This window comes from Paenibacillus sp. PK4536, from assembly GCF_028594455.2.
GTDB lineage: Bacteria > Bacillota > Bacilli > Paenibacillales > Paenibacillaceae > Saccharibacillus > Saccharibacillus nuruki.
In genome coordinates this window covers 3,104,881-3,122,006 of record NZ_CP126313.1, presented here as the reverse complement: position 1 = coordinate 3,122,006, position 17,126 = coordinate 3,104,881, and the positions used below count along the sequence as shown (strand labels likewise).

15 protein-coding genes are annotated in these 17,126 nt (G+C 38.7%); all 15 read right to left on the bottom strand.

The features are described 5' to 3' along the window. Nucleotides 1–4 precede the first annotated feature (4 nt). The gene (gene fliI, locus PO903_RS14080) at nucleotides 5–1,324 is read right to left on the bottom strand and encodes a flagellar protein export ATPase FliI (RefSeq protein WP_069327383.1); all 1,320 of its coding nucleotides are present in this window, start codon (nucleotides 1,322–1,324) and stop codon (nucleotides 5–7) included. Then, nucleotides 1,311–2,168: a FliH/SctL family protein gene (locus tag PO903_RS14075; protein ID WP_137222702.1), complete on the bottom strand. Its 858-nt coding sequence runs from the start codon at nucleotides 2,166–2,168 to the stop codon at nucleotides 1,311–1,313. The genes fliI and PO903_RS14075 overlap by 14 nt, the downstream gene beginning before the upstream one ends. Continuing rightward, on the bottom strand, nucleotides 2,161–3,177 hold the full coding sequence (gene fliG, locus PO903_RS14070; protein ID WP_137222700.1) for a flagellar motor switch protein FliG: 1,017 nt from the start codon (nucleotides 3,175–3,177) through the stop codon (nucleotides 2,161–2,163). Before fliG ends, PO903_RS14075 begins: the two co-directional genes overlap by 8 nt. A gap of 11 nt (nucleotides 3,178–3,188) precedes the next feature. Further along, complete coding sequence (gene fliF, locus PO903_RS14065) at nucleotides 3,189–4,778, bottom strand: flagellar basal-body MS-ring/collar protein FliF (protein WP_273593725.1); 1,590 nt, start codon at nucleotides 4,776–4,778, stop codon at nucleotides 3,189–3,191. A gap of 43 nt (nucleotides 4,779–4,821) precedes the next feature. Continuing rightward, the gene (gene fliE / locus PO903_RS14060) at nucleotides 4,822–5,130 is read right to left on the bottom strand and encodes a flagellar hook-basal body complex protein FliE (RefSeq protein ID WP_137222696.1); all 309 of its coding nucleotides are present in this window, start codon (nucleotides 5,128–5,130) and stop codon (nucleotides 4,822–4,824) included. A 30-nt stretch (nucleotides 5,131–5,160) separates the two neighbouring features. Next, nucleotides 5,161–5,613, bottom strand: a complete 453-nt coding sequence (flgC, locus tag PO903_RS14055; protein ID WP_137222694.1) for a flagellar basal body rod protein FlgC — start codon at nucleotides 5,611–5,613, stop codon at nucleotides 5,161–5,163. Between the two features lie 3 nt (nucleotides 5,614–5,616). After that, nucleotides 5,617–6,027, bottom strand: coding sequence for a flagellar basal body rod protein FlgB (gene flgB / locus PO903_RS14050; protein ID WP_069327389.1), 411 nt, complete (start codon nucleotides 6,025–6,027; stop codon nucleotides 5,617–5,619). An 838-nt stretch (nucleotides 6,028–6,865) separates the two neighbouring features. Continuing rightward, a complete protein-coding gene (gene hslU / locus PO903_RS14045) occupies nucleotides 6,866–8,266 on the bottom strand; it encodes an ATP-dependent protease ATPase subunit HslU (protein ID WP_273593724.1) in 1,401 nt (466 codons plus the stop codon). A 129-nt stretch (nucleotides 8,267–8,395) separates the two neighbouring features. After that, nucleotides 8,396–8,938 (bottom strand): ATP-dependent protease subunit HslV, encoded by a 543-nt coding sequence (gene hslV / locus PO903_RS14040; protein WP_069327391.1) that lies wholly within the window; start codon nucleotides 8,936–8,938, stop codon nucleotides 8,396–8,398. 35 nt (nucleotides 8,939–8,973) lie between these two features. After that, nucleotides 8,974–10,305, bottom strand: a complete 1,332-nt coding sequence (trmFO, locus tag PO903_RS14035; RefSeq protein WP_069327392.1) for an FADH(2)-oxidizing methylenetetrahydrofolate--tRNA-(uracil(54)-C(5))-methyltransferase TrmFO — start codon at nucleotides 10,303–10,305, stop codon at nucleotides 8,974–8,976. Nucleotides 10,306–10,481: 176 nt separating this feature from the next. Further along, nucleotides 10,482–12,590, bottom strand: coding sequence for a type I DNA topoisomerase (gene topA / locus PO903_RS14030; RefSeq protein ID WP_069327393.1), 2,109 nt, complete (start codon nucleotides 12,588–12,590; stop codon nucleotides 10,482–10,484). A gap of 41 nt (nucleotides 12,591–12,631) precedes the next feature. Further along, on the bottom strand, nucleotides 12,632–13,771 hold the full coding sequence (gene dprA, locus PO903_RS14025) for a DNA-processing protein DprA (RefSeq protein WP_069327394.1): 1,140 nt from the start codon (nucleotides 13,769–13,771) through the stop codon (nucleotides 12,632–12,634). 278 nt (nucleotides 13,772–14,049) lie between these two features. Continuing rightward, nucleotides 14,050–14,979: a succinate--CoA ligase subunit alpha gene (gene sucD / locus PO903_RS14020; protein ID WP_273593723.1), complete on the bottom strand. Its 930-nt coding sequence runs from the start codon at nucleotides 14,977–14,979 to the stop codon at nucleotides 14,050–14,052. 42 nt (nucleotides 14,980–15,021) lie between these two features. Further along, nucleotides 15,022–16,179: an ADP-forming succinate--CoA ligase subunit beta gene (gene sucC / locus PO903_RS14015; RefSeq protein WP_069327396.1), complete on the bottom strand. Its 1,158-nt coding sequence runs from the start codon at nucleotides 16,177–16,179 to the stop codon at nucleotides 15,022–15,024. Nucleotides 16,180–16,456: 277 nt separating this feature from the next. Then, nucleotides 16,457–16,939, bottom strand: a complete 483-nt coding sequence (locus PO903_RS14010) for a MarR family winged helix-turn-helix transcriptional regulator (protein WP_069327397.1) — start codon at nucleotides 16,937–16,939, stop codon at nucleotides 16,457–16,459. Between the last annotated feature and the right edge of the window lie 187 nt (nucleotides 16,940–17,126).

Sequence of the window (17,126 nt, the reverse complement as noted above, 5' to 3'; positions counted from 1 at the left end):
ATTATCAGCTCCTCGCAAATTCGGCAATCATCTGTTCTTGTGCTCCAGAAAGTGTCGTTTTTTCATGTACTTTTTGTTTGGTGAATCTCCAGATATCTTGTATACGTTCAATCGCTTCATCAATATCAGGACTGGATCCTTTTTGATAAGCACCGATATTAATTAAATCTTCTGATTCTTTAAATACAGACATCAGTCGCTTGATATTATCTGCTGCATCTGTCTGTTCTTCTTCTACAATGTCTTTCATTACCCGGCTGATACTGGCTAATACATCAATCGCTGGAAACTGTCCTTTGTTAGCAATAGAGCGATTCAGCACGATATGACCATCCAAGATTCCTCTGACAGCATCAGCTATCGGTTCATTCATATCATCACCATCTACCAGTACGGTATAGAAAGCAGTGATAGAGCCTGTAGGTCCTGTACCCGCTCTTTCTAACAACTTGGGTAATCCAGCAAATACAGATGGTGTATATCCTCTCATTGCAGGTGGTTCGCCGACAGCCAATCCTACCTCACGTTGAGCCATAGCATAACGAGTGACTGAATCCATCATAAACATCACGTTCATTCCGCGATCTCTGAAATATTCAGCTATCGTTGTAGCAATCAAAGCACCTTTGATACGAATGAGTGCAGGTTGATCAGATGTAGCCACGATAACGACAGAACGTTGTAACCCTTCTGGACCTAGATCGCGTTCGATAAAATCGCGTACTTCACGTCCACGTTCTCCAATAAGTGCAATTACATTCACATCTGCTTCTGTATTACGAGCAATCATTCCCATTAACGTACTTTTACCAACACCAGAACCAGCGAAGATACCTACACGCTGACCTTTACCTATGGTTAACAGTCCGTCAATCGCTCTTACTCCTATACTGATAGGATCTTGAACTCTGGGTCTTGAAAGTGGATTAGGTGGTGTGTTAAAGGTAGAATAATGGGTCATTCTTGCTGGAATCAATGAACCATCTAAAGGTTGTCCTAATCCATCTAGCACTTTACCTAGTAATTCTGAACCTACTTGAACAGTAAGCGGCTTCCCTGTACCGACAACATCACATCCTGGACCAATCGATTGTAACTCACCGAGTGGCATTAACAGAACTTTGTTATCCCGGAAACCAACTACTTCAGCTCGTAATGGAGCAATACCTTTTGTTGGATAGATATAACATACATCTCCAATGCTTGCGTCCGGCCCTTCAGACTCAACCATCAATCCTATCACCTGAGTCACTTTACCGTTGATACGAACCGGATCAAGTTGCTTTAAATATTCTAAATATCGTGAAGAATTAAGATCCTGCATTTCCATTCCCCCGCTCTTCATCATGAAGCGCTAAGCGAACCAATTCTTTTTTAATTTCGCTTAGTTGAGTATCAATACGAGCATCCACACTACCAAATGCTGATCGAATGACACAGCCGCGATCGGTTACCGTCGAATCCGGTAAAATTTGAAGTTCTGCTTGAGAGTCGATTGACAGTGTTAACTCTTCTCTAGCAGCATGTACAAAATCGAATTGACTTGGACTAATACACAATGTAATGACACCTTGTTCTCGCTTGCGAGCGAGTGTTCTTTTAATCAAATCAATCACATAATCTTCTTGTTCTTCAAGCTTTTTATTAATCACTTTTTCAGCTATACCACAACTCAAGTTAACTAAGAATGGTTCTGCTTCTTGAATAATTTGCTCTTTAGCTTCATAAGCTTGACCGAGAACTGTCTGTGCTTCTTGCATCACTTCAGTCATGTGAATTTGCATTTCAGCTTCAACACGTTCTCTTCCTTCTTCAAAACCTTCTTGAAAAGCTTGTACTTTAATCGCTTCAATCAAGTGCTCATCTTGCTGACGACGTTCTTCCCACCAAGCTGCAATCATTTCTTGTGCATTTTGGAGAATACGTTCTGCTTCTTCAGCCGCTTCGCGTACTTGACGTTCTGCAAATTCTTTGGCATCTGTTAACATTTCTTCTTTCAAGCGAACCGTATGCTCATCCACATGCGGTTGATCATAAGCATGTGAATGAGGAACAATATAGGATTCTTGATGATTTAGATCTGATTGTTTGTAATAATCACGGCTAAAGTCGAGCTTTTTAAGCACTTCCACCGGAGTGTACTGGGATGATTTGATCAAATTAGACAATGATATCATCTCCTCCACCGCGCGCTATGATAATTTCACCAGACTCTTCAAGTCTTCTGATAATGCCTACAATACGAGTCTGAGCTTCTTCTACATCTTTCAAACGTACAGGACCCATGAATTCCATTTCTTCTTTGAATGTCTCAGCCATACGTTTGGACATATTTTTGAATACAGATTCGCGTACATCTTCGCTTGCCACTTTGAGCGCCAATTGAAGATCGGCGTTTTCCACATCCCGTACAATCCGCTGAATCGAACGATCGTCGATATTGACAATATCTTCGAAAACAAACATCCGTTTTTTGATTTCTTCAGCAAGTTCAGGATCTTGAATTTCTAGTGAATCCAGGATCGTTCTTTCTGTTCCTCGGTCAACACCATTCAAGATTTGAACAATCGATTCGATACCACCAGCATTTGTATAATCTTGTGTAACTGTTGCTGATAGTTTCTGTTCTAGTACACGTTCAATTTGTGAAATAACTTCTGGTGATGTACTGTCCATCATCGCAACTCTTCTTGCAACTTCAGCTTGCTTTTCTTGAGGTAACGAAGAAAGAATAGCTGCTGCTTGTTCGAATTGCAGATAAGACAATACTAGAGCAATCGTTTGTGGATTTTCATTTTGGATAAAGTTCAAAATCTGACTAGGATCTGCTTTACGAGCAAAATCAAATGGTCTTACTTGTAAAGTAGCTGTTAGTCTGTTAATCACTTCAAGCGCTTTATTTTCACCTAACGCTTTTTCAAGAATTTCTTTGGCGTAATTGATACCGCCTTGAGAAATATATTCTTGTGCTAAGCAAATTTGGTGAAATTCGGAAACTACCGAGTCTTTTTCACTACTTTCTACTTTGCGTACGTTAGCAATTTCGAGTGTTAATTGTTCTATTTCTTCATCACGTAGATGTTTAAATATTTGAGCCGATACTTCCGGTCCGAGTGAGATTAATAATATGGCTGCTTTCTGTCTTCCGTTAAGCGCCTGAGTACTTCCCTTTGCCATCGATTCACCTCTTATTCATCAGCAAGCCATGTACGTAATAAGTTAACAAATTCATCTGGTTTCTTTTTGGCAAGTGATTCAAGTTGTTTACGTACTTGACTATCATTCGTCAAGTTATCCAAACTAATCGAAGGAAGCTCAGTTACTACCGGTAACAGCATATCTTCTTCATAGTTTCCTGTTTGTTGTTGCTTACGACGACGGTAGATTACGAACACCACTGCTGCGATTACAAGTGCTGCAAGTGCTGCAATAATCCAAGTCATATTGTTAGCGAAAAATCCTTCATCTGTTGTGTCTGTAACGAATGCTTGTGAGAACACATTTACTTTAGATGTTAAAGCAGCATCATTTGCTGCATAGGTCACTCCGTTTTCTGACAACGAAGTTCTAACGATACTTTCCAGCATACCTTTGACATTATCCAAAGTTGCTTGGTCTGCTGGTTGTCCAGGTAAAGGATCAATAGCAACGTTGATTGTTAGATCTTTTACAAAATAAGGACTGGATACAATTTCATTATGAATTTTGTTGACATCATAATTGATTGTACTTTGAGATTTTTCTGATTCATTACTACCTGATGATGAGCCACCTGGATAAGTTGGAGTATCTGTACCGCCTGTGCCAGCAACACCGCTATCAGGAGTGGAAGAACCGGTACTGCTTTCTTGGATCTGTTGAGCACTGATCTCGATGCCTTTCATATTCTCAACATCGACAGGCTCTACACGATCTTCTTTTGAATTTTTTTGATCAAAATTCAAGTTCGAAGCAACCAATACATTTACTCGTTCAGGTCCTAGCAATCTTCCCAAAAACTGTCTTACATTATTTTCAATATCAGCTTCATACTTTTTCTGTAAAGCCATGTTTTCTTGTACTGCACCTGCAAGTCCAGAAGGACCGCCACCTTTAACAGTGGATACTAATTCGCTACCGTCTGTACCATTTGTGATAGTAATATTCACAATCGGTAAGTGAGGAACAGCTGTACTTACTAAGTTATAGTACCCGTCGATAGCTTCTTGCGTCACACGAAAACCTGGCTTGAACTGCATCACTACGGAAGCTGTACCTGTGTCTTCATCTTCTGTGCTAGCAAATAGACTTTCTTGTGGCAAATTCACTAATACTTTTGCATTGCTTACTCCGTTCATTTGTTTAAGCAATTGCGATACTTCACCATTCAAAGCGTTATTATATTTTACGTTAAACTCATTATCTGTCATACCAATAGCAGAAGAACTAGCGTTAAATTCGCTAAATCCGATCGTTCCGTTCTGCATCAACCCTTGCGATCCTACAGCTACTTTTGCTTTAGCAGCACTTTCACTCGCTACGGAAATACTCGTACCATCTTGATTTAACTGGTAAGGAATACCTTGTCCATCTAAGTATTCCATAATCGCAGCCGAGTCTGTAGAATCTAAATTCTGAAATGCTACTTCATATTGCACTTTAGAAAACTGAATTGTTAGTACAACAATAGCTAGAATAATAAACGCCAGCGTTGAGATTAGTAATATTTTTTGGTTTTTATTAAAATTCTTCCAGTATTGGACAAGTTTATCTCTATACTGGGCAACTCTCTCATTCACACTGTCACCCCACTCGAAACTATGCTATGAAACATATAATTGATTACAATTGCGTACGCATGATTTCTTGATACGCTTCAAGCGCTTTGTTACGAACTTGAGAAACCATTTGTAGACTCAGTAGCGATTTCTCGGCAGCGACCATGACTTGATCAACATCCACTTGTCCTAAAATGAATTTGTCGTTCATCTGGTGAACTGTTTTCTCCTGTTGTCCAACTTGATTCATAGCATCTTCTAAGTAAGAACCAAATTGTTCCATCGCTTCACCAGGTGTTGCTTTGGCTTGCGTCGTCATTCCCGTTGTCATCTTTAAAGGGGATGCAGCATTGAACATTGTGTTCTCTATCATTATTTACCCCGCCTTTCTATCTTTGATCGTTTATTTACCAATTTGTAGTGCTTTGGTAATCATTGCTTTAGAAGCATTGAGTGCAGTTACGTTAGCTTCATATGAACGCGAAGCTGATATCATGTCCACCATTTCTTTTAAATTATCGACGTTTGGCATTTTCACATAGCCGTCTTTGTCTGCGTCTGGATGAGTCGGGTTATATACAAGTTTGAAAGGTTCTGGATCTTCTTGAATCGCTGAAGCTTTAACACCGTTAATTCCGTTGCGGCTTCCATTCATTGCGGAATCAAGTGTATCTGAGAAAGAAGGTTTGTTTGTTGACAACACAACTTCTTTACGACGGTAAGGAACAGCTTCACCATTGACGACTTGAGCTCTTGTTGTCTCTGCATTCGCAATATTAGAGGAGACGACATCCATCCGAAGTCGTTGTGCGGTTAAAGCAGAAGCGCTAATATCAAAACTGCTACTAATTCTCATGGATTAGCTTCCTCCCTGAATAGCGGTTCGCATCATTTTAATCTGATGATTAATTTGTTCAATATAAGCATTGTAACGAAGTTGGTTTTCAGCAAGATTGCTCATTTCTACATCCATGTCCACATTGTTTAAGTTGTTATTCATGACTGTGCTTTCGTTGCTAGTGACCATTGCTTGAGGAATAGAATTTGTATTACCTAATTGAAAATGTCTTTTATCTTCAACTTTACCACTAAATGGCATCTGAGAATCATCCATTTGGCTTTTAAGCATATTTTCAAAAGATACATCTGATCTTTTAAAATAAGGAGTATCTGCATTGGCAATGTTATTTGAAATAACTTGCTGTCTGAGTGTAGCTGCTCCCATTGCTCCTTCTAATCTTTTAAATCCAACATCATTTAAAAGGTTCATTGACATCACTCCTTTCAATATCCATGCTGATCTGGAAAGTAAATTCCATATTTTTATCATAATTCCTTTTTTTTCGACAAAATCATTGCAAATCATGTTCGTAGTTGAAGTTGTTTTGTGCGTCATTCTTCCTAAAATCTTATACCATAAGTTTCCTAGAGAATTGGACATAACACAATGAGAATAAAGCCCTATCTTTTGACAAAAACTGAGTCTTTTTGTCTTGTTTTAAAAAAATTCTTCCAAATTACATGAAGAAAATACCATTTAAGATGAATTAAACCATGTAATTTTTGTCGATTATGCACGAAATTAACTAACTTAACTTTTAAAGGTTTTATTTAATTTTAAATATTTTAGGTCTTTTATCATCTATAGCGTCCTGATAAAAATTAAGAAGATTAGTTAATTGAACAACTTTTAGCACGATTTAGCGACATATAGCCTAGTGCATATTACTTACTGAAAAATAATTTTTTAAGGTTTTGTGAATTTTATTTCATTTATCCATTTTATTTTTGACTAAATGTGCTTTTTAGAGAATAGTGCATGCTGGGGAAAAAGAATTTGCATGTTTGCGAAAATGAATCAATCATAACGTATTCATTGTAAATTGGCTAGTATAATATATACGTGTTCTTTACTATATCGGATCATCTCAACTGATCTTGTACTGTGTTTTTCTTTCTGTACTCATCATACAACTTTCGCGAGTATGAAAATATAGGAAAAAGGCGGGGAACTTTGAGAAACAGTACCCCACCTTTTTCCTAAAAAGATGATTTCCTATTCAATTTTAGTCTTTAGCGACTAGTACAAGTACTATAGCCATAGAAATTTACAGAATATACTGACTCAAATCTCTGTTTTGAGCAATTTCTCTTAATTTCTCTTGAACATATTGAGGGGTAATAATCATTTTTTCTAACGTCAATTCAGGTGCTTCAAAAGATAAATCTTCAAGCAGTTTTTCCAAAATCGTATGCAATCGACGTGCACCAATATTTTCAGTATTCTGATTAACGGCTGCGGCGATCGAAGCAATCTCACGGATCGCTTCAGGAGAAAATTCTAACTCTATATTTTCTGAACGTAAAAGATAAATGTATTGTTTTGTTAACGCATTTTCAGGCTCTGTTAAAATATTTACAAAGTCTTCTAGAGTTAAACTATCCAATTCTACCCGAATCGGGAAGCGTCCTTGTAATTCAGGAATCAAATCTGAAGGCTTGGACGTATGGAAAGCTCCAGCTGCGATAAATAAAATATAATCGGTTTTGACCGGACCATATTTGGTCATAATGGTAGAACCTTCAACGATTGGAAGGATATCGCGTTGTACCCCTTCTCTCGAAACGTCAGGTCCTGTACCACGCCCAGAACTGGTTACTTTATCAATCTCATCGATAAAAATAATACCAGTCTGTTCTGCACGACGTAGCGACTCTTGATTCACATCGTCCATGTCCATCAATTTATTCGCTTCTTGTTGCGTTAATATTTTACGAGCATCTTTAATAGGGAGTTTACGTTTTTTTGTTTTTTTAGGTAAAAAGCTACCTAACATTTCTTGCATATTCATGCCCATTTGATCATTGCCTTGACCTGCAAACATATCCATTAAAGAAGGCATAGAATCTTCAACTTCAACTTCAATCACATCGTTTTCTAACTTGCCTGCCAACAGATCAAAACGCACTCTACGTCTTTTATCTTGAATCGAACCCTCTTGTTCAAAATTCGTCTGAGGTTCTTCAGGCTGACTTTGATTACCAAATAGCATTTCAAGCGGATTACGTTGTGATTTATTTTTAAAACCAGAAGGTACTAGGATTTCGACGATACGTTCATTCGCCATTTCTTCTGCTTGATCTTTTACTTTTTCAGTACGTTCTAATTTCACCATACGAATAGCTGTTTCTACTAGGTCGCGTACCATAGATTCAACATCTCTTCCTACATAACCTACTTCAGTAAACTTGGTTGCTTCTACTTTAATAAACGGAGCATGAACCAACTTCGCTAAGCGACGAGCAATTTCTGTTTTACCTACACCTGTTGGACCGATCATTAAAATATTTTTAGGTACGATCTCATCCTGCATATTTTCCGGTAATAGGCTACGACGATAACGATTACGAAGTGCGACCGCAACTGATTTTTTAGCGTTTTTTTGTCCAACAATATACTTATCCAATTCGGTAACTATTTCTCTAGGGGTCAAAGCAGTGGTTGTCATGATCTTACCTCCATATCGATAAAAGTAGTGAACTGATATTAATGATCATTATTAAACAAAGATACGATTATATAAAAACCGGTGCTTCGTCGCACCTGTTACTAAAGTACGCAGTAGCACCGGTCCCTCTTACAATTCTTCTACAATAATATTATCATTCGTATATACACAAATCTCCGCAGCGATATGCAAAGAGGCTTCTACGATATCTTTAGCTTCCATATCTTTACTATGACGTTTAAGTGCACGAGCCGCAGACAATGCAAAATTGCCTCCAGAACCGATAGCAATCACATCATCGTCAGGTTCAATGATTTCTCCGCCACCTGAAATCAATAAAATTCCACTTTGATCCATAACGATCAATAAAGCTTCTAGTTTGCGAAGTACACGATCAGAACGCCATTCTTTCGCTAGCTCTACAGCAGCACGTTGCAAATTACCATGATGTTCTTCAAGCTTTTCTTCAAACTTTTCAAACAACGTAATCGCATCAGCTACAGAACCTGCAAATCCAGCGAGTACTTGTCCGCGATAGAGGCGACGTATTTTTTTGGCATGTTGCTTCATAATAACATTTTGTCCGAATGTAACTTGACCGTCACCCGCGATAGCTGCTTTACCATTGTGACGAACAGCACATATCGTTGTAGCGTGAAATGAGAGATCCATTTATACTTCCCCTCCTTTACATAGTCAAACGTTAATTATTGTGTAACTTCTGATGGCTCTAGCTCAAAAAATGTTTTAATACTTTCTAAAGCTTGATGCGCCAGCATTTCGTTTTTCTCTTTTTTATTACGAATACGTTTTTCTGGTTTAGGTAGCAGACCAAAGTTCGCATTCATCGGTTGGAAATGATCTGGATCAGCATGTGTAATATAGTGAGCCATACTTCCTAGTGTACTCTCCAAAGGTAAATGAAGCAATTCTTGCCCTTTAGCTAGACGTGCTGCGTTCATACCTGCTATCAATCCAGAAGCCGCAGATTCTACATATCCTTCTACACCTGTCATTTGTCCAGCAAAGAAAATACGATGATCATTTTTAAGCTGATACGTATCTTCTAACAGTCTAGGCGAATTGATAAATGTATTACGGTGCATTACTCCAAAACGAACGTATTCCGCATTTTCAAGACCAGGAATCATTGAAAATACACGACGCTGCTCGCCCCATTTCAAATGCGTCTGGAATCCAACTAGATTATATAACGTACCTGCTGCATTATCTTGACGCAATTGAACAACCGCATAAGGTAATTCACCTGTATGAGGATTAATTAAACCTACAGGTTTCATCGGTCCAAATAAAGCAGTTTGTCTACCACGTTTCATCATCACTTCAATAGGCATACAACCTTCAAAATAGATTTCTTTTTCAAAATCTTTTAATTGAGCGGTTTCTGCTTCGATCAGTGCTTCATAAAACGCATTAAACTCTTCTTCATTCATCGGACAGTTCAGGTAAGCGGCTTCACCTTTATCATAACGTGAAGCTAAGTAGACTTTATTCATATCAATAGAATCTTTTTCAACGATAGGTGCCGCAGCATCATAGAAATAGAAATATTCTTCACCTAATAAAGCTTGAATTTGCTGTGACAATGCAGGTGAAGTTAGCGGGCCTGTAGCAATAACTACAATACCGTCTGTAGGAATTTGTTGTAATTCTTCATTGACTACAGTCACCAACGGATGGTTATGCAGAGTAGATGTAATTTCACCAGAGAACCCATCACGGTCTACAGCAAGAGCTCCTCCTGCTGGAACGGCATGACGATCCGCTGCTCCAAGTACCAAAGAGTTCAGCATACGCATTTCTTCTTTCATTACCCCTACTGCATTTGCTAATGTATTCGAACGTAATGAATTACTGCATACTAATTCTGCAAATTGATTCGTATGATGCGCTGGTGTTTTTACAACAGGACGCATTTCATATAAAGTGACAGGCACACCTTGACTTGCGATTTGCCAAGCCGCTTCACTACCTGCAAGTCCTGCCCCAATAACCGTTACTTTTTGAATATCTGACACAATAAAAAACCTCCTGCATAATGCACTTAATCTAAATAGTTATAACTTGTACCCTATTTAAATGAATAAATAAGATACAAGTTATAGGTAAAGTGGATACAATGATCCACACTTTATTTAATGATACGTATTATACGTGAAAAAGTCTCAAAATCCTACTTCTTAGCAACTAAACGTCAATCCACCTCTAATGCCTCATCTTCTTGTTCTTCAACCATCTCCGTATGATCACAATGAGTACATTGCAACTTCACACCTTGTTTGTTGCGTTTTTCGACCATCATCGATTCACAGACTGGACAAGGTTTAGGCGATGGACGATCCCATGATACAAAATCACAATCAGGGTAACGATCGCAACCATAAAAGACTCTGCCTTTTTTACTGCGACGTTCGACGACATGACCTTCTTTACACGTTGGACAGGTTACGCCGATATCTTTGATAATAGGCTTCGTGTTACGACAATCTGGGAAGCCTGAGCAAGCTAAGAATTTACCGAAACGTCCTAATTTATATACAAGTGGTAATCCACATTTATCACAAATTTCATCAGACACTTCGTCTTCAATTTCGATTTCTTTCATTTCTTCTTCTGCAAATTCTAAGCGCTTTTCAAAAGACTCGTAAAACTCGCTCAAAACATGAACCCAGTTCTCTTCACCTTCTTCAACATGGTCCAAATTCTGTTCCATATTCGCAGTAAACTCAGCATTCAATATTTCAGGGAAAAATTCTTCCATCAACTGAATAACCAATTCACCCAGTTCTGTAGGCATAAATTTCTTTTCTTCAATCGCTACATAACCACGCTTTTGAATCGTTTCGAGTGTTGGTGCATACGTACTTGGTCGCCCTATACCTAACTCTTCCAACGTTTTCACTAAACGTGCTTCTGTATAACGCGGAGGCGGTTGAGTAAAATGCTGTTTGGGTTCGATCTCTTCTTTTTGAAGTTGATCGCCTTGAGCAAGTGGTGGTAAGAATTTGTCGCCTTCTTCTTTACCATCATCATTACCTTCCACATACAATTTCATAAACCCTTGAAAACGCACTTTGGAACCTACTGCACGGAAGGTTGTAGGACCTGCTGTGATATCAACAGATAATGTATCCAAAACAGCTGAAGACATTTGACTGGCTGCAAAACGTTCCCAGATCAATTTGTATAAGCGGAATTGATCACGACTCATTAATGGCTTCAATGTATCCGGTTCACGGATTGCAGAAGTTGGACGAATCGCTTCATGCGCATCTTGTGAATTTGCTGCTTTTTTAGAATACTGGCGTGGTTCATCAGGAACGAACTCTTTACCGTATTTTTCTAAAATAAATTCTTTCACTTCTTCTTGTGCTGATGCAGCTACACGGGTTGAATCGGTACGCATATAGGTAATCAAACCAACGGTTCCTTCTTTACCTAGATCGATACCTTCGTATAATTGTTGAGCTACTGACATCGTTTTGGCTGCACGGAAGTTTAATTTACGAGCGGCTTCCTGCTGTAAAGAAGATGTTGTAAATGGTGCAGATGGATGACGCAAACGTTCACGTTCTTTGACATTGGATACTTCAAAAGAAGAATCTCCAATCGCCGCTAGAATTTCTTTCACTTCGGCTTCATTATGAAGTTCTTTTTTCTCGCCATTTAAGCGGTTGAACTTCGCTTCAAACGTTGTATCATTAATCGTTAATTTCGCAGTAATACTCCAGTACTCTTCAGCTACGAAATCAGAGATTTCATTTTCACGATCAATAATAATTTTAACAGCTACGGATTGAACACGACCTGCGGACAAACCTTTTTTTACTTTTTTCCATAACAATGGACTGATTTTGTACCCTACTAATCGATCCAGTATACGACGTGCTTGTTGAGCGTTTACAAGATCCATATTAATTTGACGCGGTGTTTTGAAAGCGTCTTTTACTGCTTGTTTGGTGATTTCATTAAATACAACGCGACACATTTCGGTTTCGCCAACGTCAAGCGCATGAGCCAAATGCCATGCTATTGCTTCACCTTCGCGATCCGGATCGGCTGCAAGATAGACTTTTTTCACCTTTTTACGGGCATCTTTTAATTCTTTGAGGATAGAACCTTTGCCTCGAATCGTAATATATCTAGGATCAAAATTATGTTCTACATCAACACCTATTTGGCTTTTAGGCAAATCGCGAACATGTCCCATAGATGCTTTAACAATATATTTACTACCCAGGTACTTACCGATTGTTTTTGCTTTTGCCGGTGATTCTACAATAACCAGTGTATCTGCTGCCATTAGGTTCGTCCCCCTTTCATCATTTCTATCTTTTATATTATTTATATTAAGGTATATAGCGCACCAGAGCGTTGACTGATCTGTTTTTTTATGATTAAAGATAACAGAACGGTATGCAAAAGTCCAAAATCAAACTTCGATTGAATATGTAATTCATCAATCGTTGCATCACCCTGCTCCAATATAAGGTATATCGTTTTTTCGTCTGTTGTCAAATCGAATTTTGCAGAAAAGTCTGAAATTGGAGGTTTTGAAGCACTCATTTGACTGGATTTTTCTTTCATTTCGTACGGATTATCACACCGTTTGATTAAACTTGAATCATATTCCTTCATTATATCTTCTGTAGAGGTAACCAGAATGGCTCCTTGCTTCAGTAGAGAAAGCGTCCCCTGACTTTTGGGAGAAGTGATTGGCCCAGGTACAGCAAAAACATCACGATTCTGTTCCATGGCAAAATCAGCGGTAATCAAAGAACCACTTCTAGCATCAGCTTCAACAACCACAGACCCGTAAGAGAGCCCTGATATAATGCGATTACGTTGCGGAAATAGCCCGGGTGAGGATTTGGTACCTATCGGATACTCGGATAATACAAGTCCTTGATCAGCAATTCGATGATACAATGAGCGATTTTCCGCAGGATAAATAGTATCAATCGCTGTGCCTAGAACAGCAATAGTCTGTCCATTCGCTCGAAGCGCTGCTTCGTGACATACACTATCAATACCTCTCGCCATTCCACTGACTATCGTAACACCACGCTCTGCCATTTCACCAGCAAGTAACTCACCAACTTTGCGTCCATAAGCGGTCGGAACTCTTGTCCCTACCATACCGATACAGAAGCTAGATAGCAGTTCTACCCGTCCTTTAGCATATAATATCCATGGCGGTTGAAAAGTTTCCTTCATTAAAGTAGGATACTCCTCATCAAGCATCGTGATAATATGAATTCCTTGCTCCTCATACTTCTTTATTTTGGTTTGGAGATACTCTGGTTGTAGCTGTTCAGGTAAAGATTGAGCTACTTTCTCAGGCATGCCTAATCCACGCCAGCTTCCGGCATCCCATTCCGGCAGTTCGCGCAGATCTACATGATTCTGCAATATATCCTTCATTCTTTTCCAACCTATACCAGAAGCTTCACATAGTCCAAGCCATATCCATTTATCATCCATTGTAATGATCTCCTTTTCAGGAGCAGGAACAAATCGTCCTTCTCCATTTAATCGTAAACCTAACTATTTTGCAAGCGTTTACTTCATTTTTAGGTATTTTCTTCCATTATTCTAAGTCATTTTGAGGTAAAAAAAGCTAAATGAACGCAAAAAAAGCAACCTTTGTCTCCTCAAGAGAATACAAAGGTTGCTTACCTTATACGTCCGTTACTATCTAATTACATTCATTATAAAGAACAGACTGTAAAAAGTCTATATAGGAGTATTAAAGTCCCTTTTTAGTGCGTAGTACACTCACTTAAAAGACCTTTTTCTTCTAAAACTTCAACTAATGTTGAACCCATTTCAGAAGGAGTAGGTGCTACTTTAATACCGCAAGATTCTAGCTTAGCAATTTTTTCAGCAGCAGTACCTTTACCACCGGAAATGATTGCGCCTGCATGTCCCATACGTTTGCCCGGAGGAGCTGTAGCGCCGCCGATAAAGCCTACTACAGGCTTCGTCATATTCGCTTCAATCCACTCTGCCGCTTCTTCTTCTGCTGTACCACCGATCTCACCAATCATAATGACTGCGCGAGTATTCGGATCTTCGTTAAACATTTTCAGAATATCAATAAATTCTGAACCTTTAACTGGATCTCCACCGATACCTACAGCAGATGATTGACCGATTCCACGAGTAGACAATTGATGAACAGCTTCATACGTTAATGTACCACTACGTGATACAACACCTACATAACCTGGCTTGTGAATATAACCTGGCATAATACCAATTTTACATTCGCCTGGTGTAATAACACCCGGGCAGTTAGGTCCGATTAAGACTGTTTTTTTGCCTTTTAGATAACGGGATACTTTAACCATATCCAACACTGGAATACCTTCTGTAATACAGATAACCAGATCTAGTTCAGCATCGATTGCTTCAAGAATAGAATCAGCTGCAAATGCAGGAGGTACATAGATAACACTTGCTGTAGCGCCTGTTTTTTCCTTAGCTTCTACAACCGTATTAAAGACTGGCAATTTAACTGTTTTGCCATCTTCCAGTGTAATCTCAACATCAGTTCCACCTTTACCAGGTGTTACGCCGCCAACCATTTGAGTACCGTAATCTAGCGCACCCTTAGTATGAAAGAGTCCTGTTGCCCCGGTAATACCCTGAGTGATGACTTTTGTATGCTTATCTACCAAAATACTCATTGTTTAGACACAGCTCCTATCACTTAATTTAGGTCCTGGATTTTATACGAGAGCTACGATCTTCTGTGCTCCGTCCGCCATAGAATCCGCGGCAACGATGTTTAGCCCTGATTCGGCGAGAATTTGTTTACCTAAATCTACGTTCGTACCTTCAAGTCTTACAACTAAAGGACGATCCAGACCGATTTGTTTGGCAGCTTCAACTACGCCGTTAGCGATAACATCACAACGCATAATACCACCAAATATATTAATGAAAATACCTTTTACACTACTATCGGACAAAATAATTTTGAATGCTTCTGTTACTTTCTCCGTTGTTGCACCGCCCCCTACGTCAAGGAAGTTAGCCGGTTCGCCGCCATAATATTTGATAATATCCATCGTAGCCATAGCCAGACCTGCACCATTAACCATACAACCGATATTACCATCAAGAGCGATATAACTTAGATCGTATTTGGAAGCTTCAATTTCTTTTGCATCTTCTTCATCCAGATCACGAAGTTCAAGAATATCAGGATGTCTAAAGATCGCATTCGAATCAAAATTCAATTTTGCATCCAAAGCAATAACTTCACCGTCACCAGTAACAACTAGCGGGTTGATTTCTGCGATAGAGCAATCTTTTTCGATAAAAGCAGTATACAATGCAGTCATAAATTTAGCTGCTTTGTTCACTTGTTTTGTCGGAATATTGATTGCGTATGCTAGTTTACGAGCTTGGAACATTTGTAGACCAATAGCCGGGTCTACGGTTTCACGGAAAATCTTTTCAGGTGTTTTCTCAGCGACTTCTTCAATTTCAGTGCCGCCTTCTTCAGATGCCATGATCACGACTCTACCTGTAGCACGGTCGATAACAACACCTATGTAATATTCTTTTTGAATATCACAGCCTTCTTCGATTAGAAGTCGTTTAACTTCTTTTCCTTCAGGACCTGTCTGATGTGTTACAAGCACTTTACCCAAAATCTCTTGAGCATAAGTACGTACTTCGTCCAGACTTTTAGCTACTTTAACTCCGCCAGCTTTACCACGACCACCAGCATGAATTTGAGCTTTGACCACACACACTGGGCTGCCCAGTGATTGAGCTGCTTCTACAGCTTCTTCTACCGTGAAAGCAACTTTACCTTCCGGTACAACTACTCCGTACTGTTTAAGTACTTGTTTTCCCTGATATTCATGGATATTCATTCAATAAATCCTCCTATCAACATGAATGCATTCCGGCAAGAGCCCCCGGCAAATCAATAACCTTCAATATTGTAACATGTTTTTAAAACGCTTTCCTTAAAAATTTCGCCAATTTACTCCATTTACTGGAAGTTATCTTGAGTAAGCTAGCTCTTACTTAATATATCATGTATACGCTATCAAAGTAAAAAAACAAAAGCCCTTTTACCAAAATTCGATAAAAGGGCTTTATTTCAACCGATATGCTGTTACACAAGATACCTGTATTTTGTATAGATTAAGACTTGTTATTCGCCATTTCGATATTCGTTTGGTGTACATTATGAAGCAACTGTTTAAATTCGCCTAGCAATTCTTCAAGTTTCTTCGTATTCATACATGTTCCATCCATAACATCTTGTGGAATATTAACTGCTTGTTCCTGCAACTGCTGACCTGCTTCAGTCAATGTAATATGCACTTTACGCTCGTCTTCTGTAGAACGTTTACGAATAATCAAGCCAGCGGCTTCTAAACGCTTAAGCAAAGGAGTCAATGTACCTGAATCCAAATACAAAGCATTTCCTAATTCTTTAACTGTACACTCTTGTTGCTCCCATAACACGATCATTACGAGATATTGAGAATAAGTCACTCCCAAGCGATCCAATAGCGGTTGATACATTTTAGTCATTTCGCGAGAAGAAGCATAAATAGCAAAACAAAGTTGATTTTCAAGCTTTAACTGCGGATGTGGATACTCGTTAGAATCTGTAGTCATGCTATATCACCTACCTATAATTATTATAAAATATATTTTTCTTTAACTAATATTTTACCCAAATACAAAAAAATGAACGACTAACAAGAGTGTGCGAAATCTACTTTATAGATATGATTATATCATAAAATCTACTGATTTACATAAAGATAGCGAAAAATATTTTACTTTTCATATTAATTGTGTT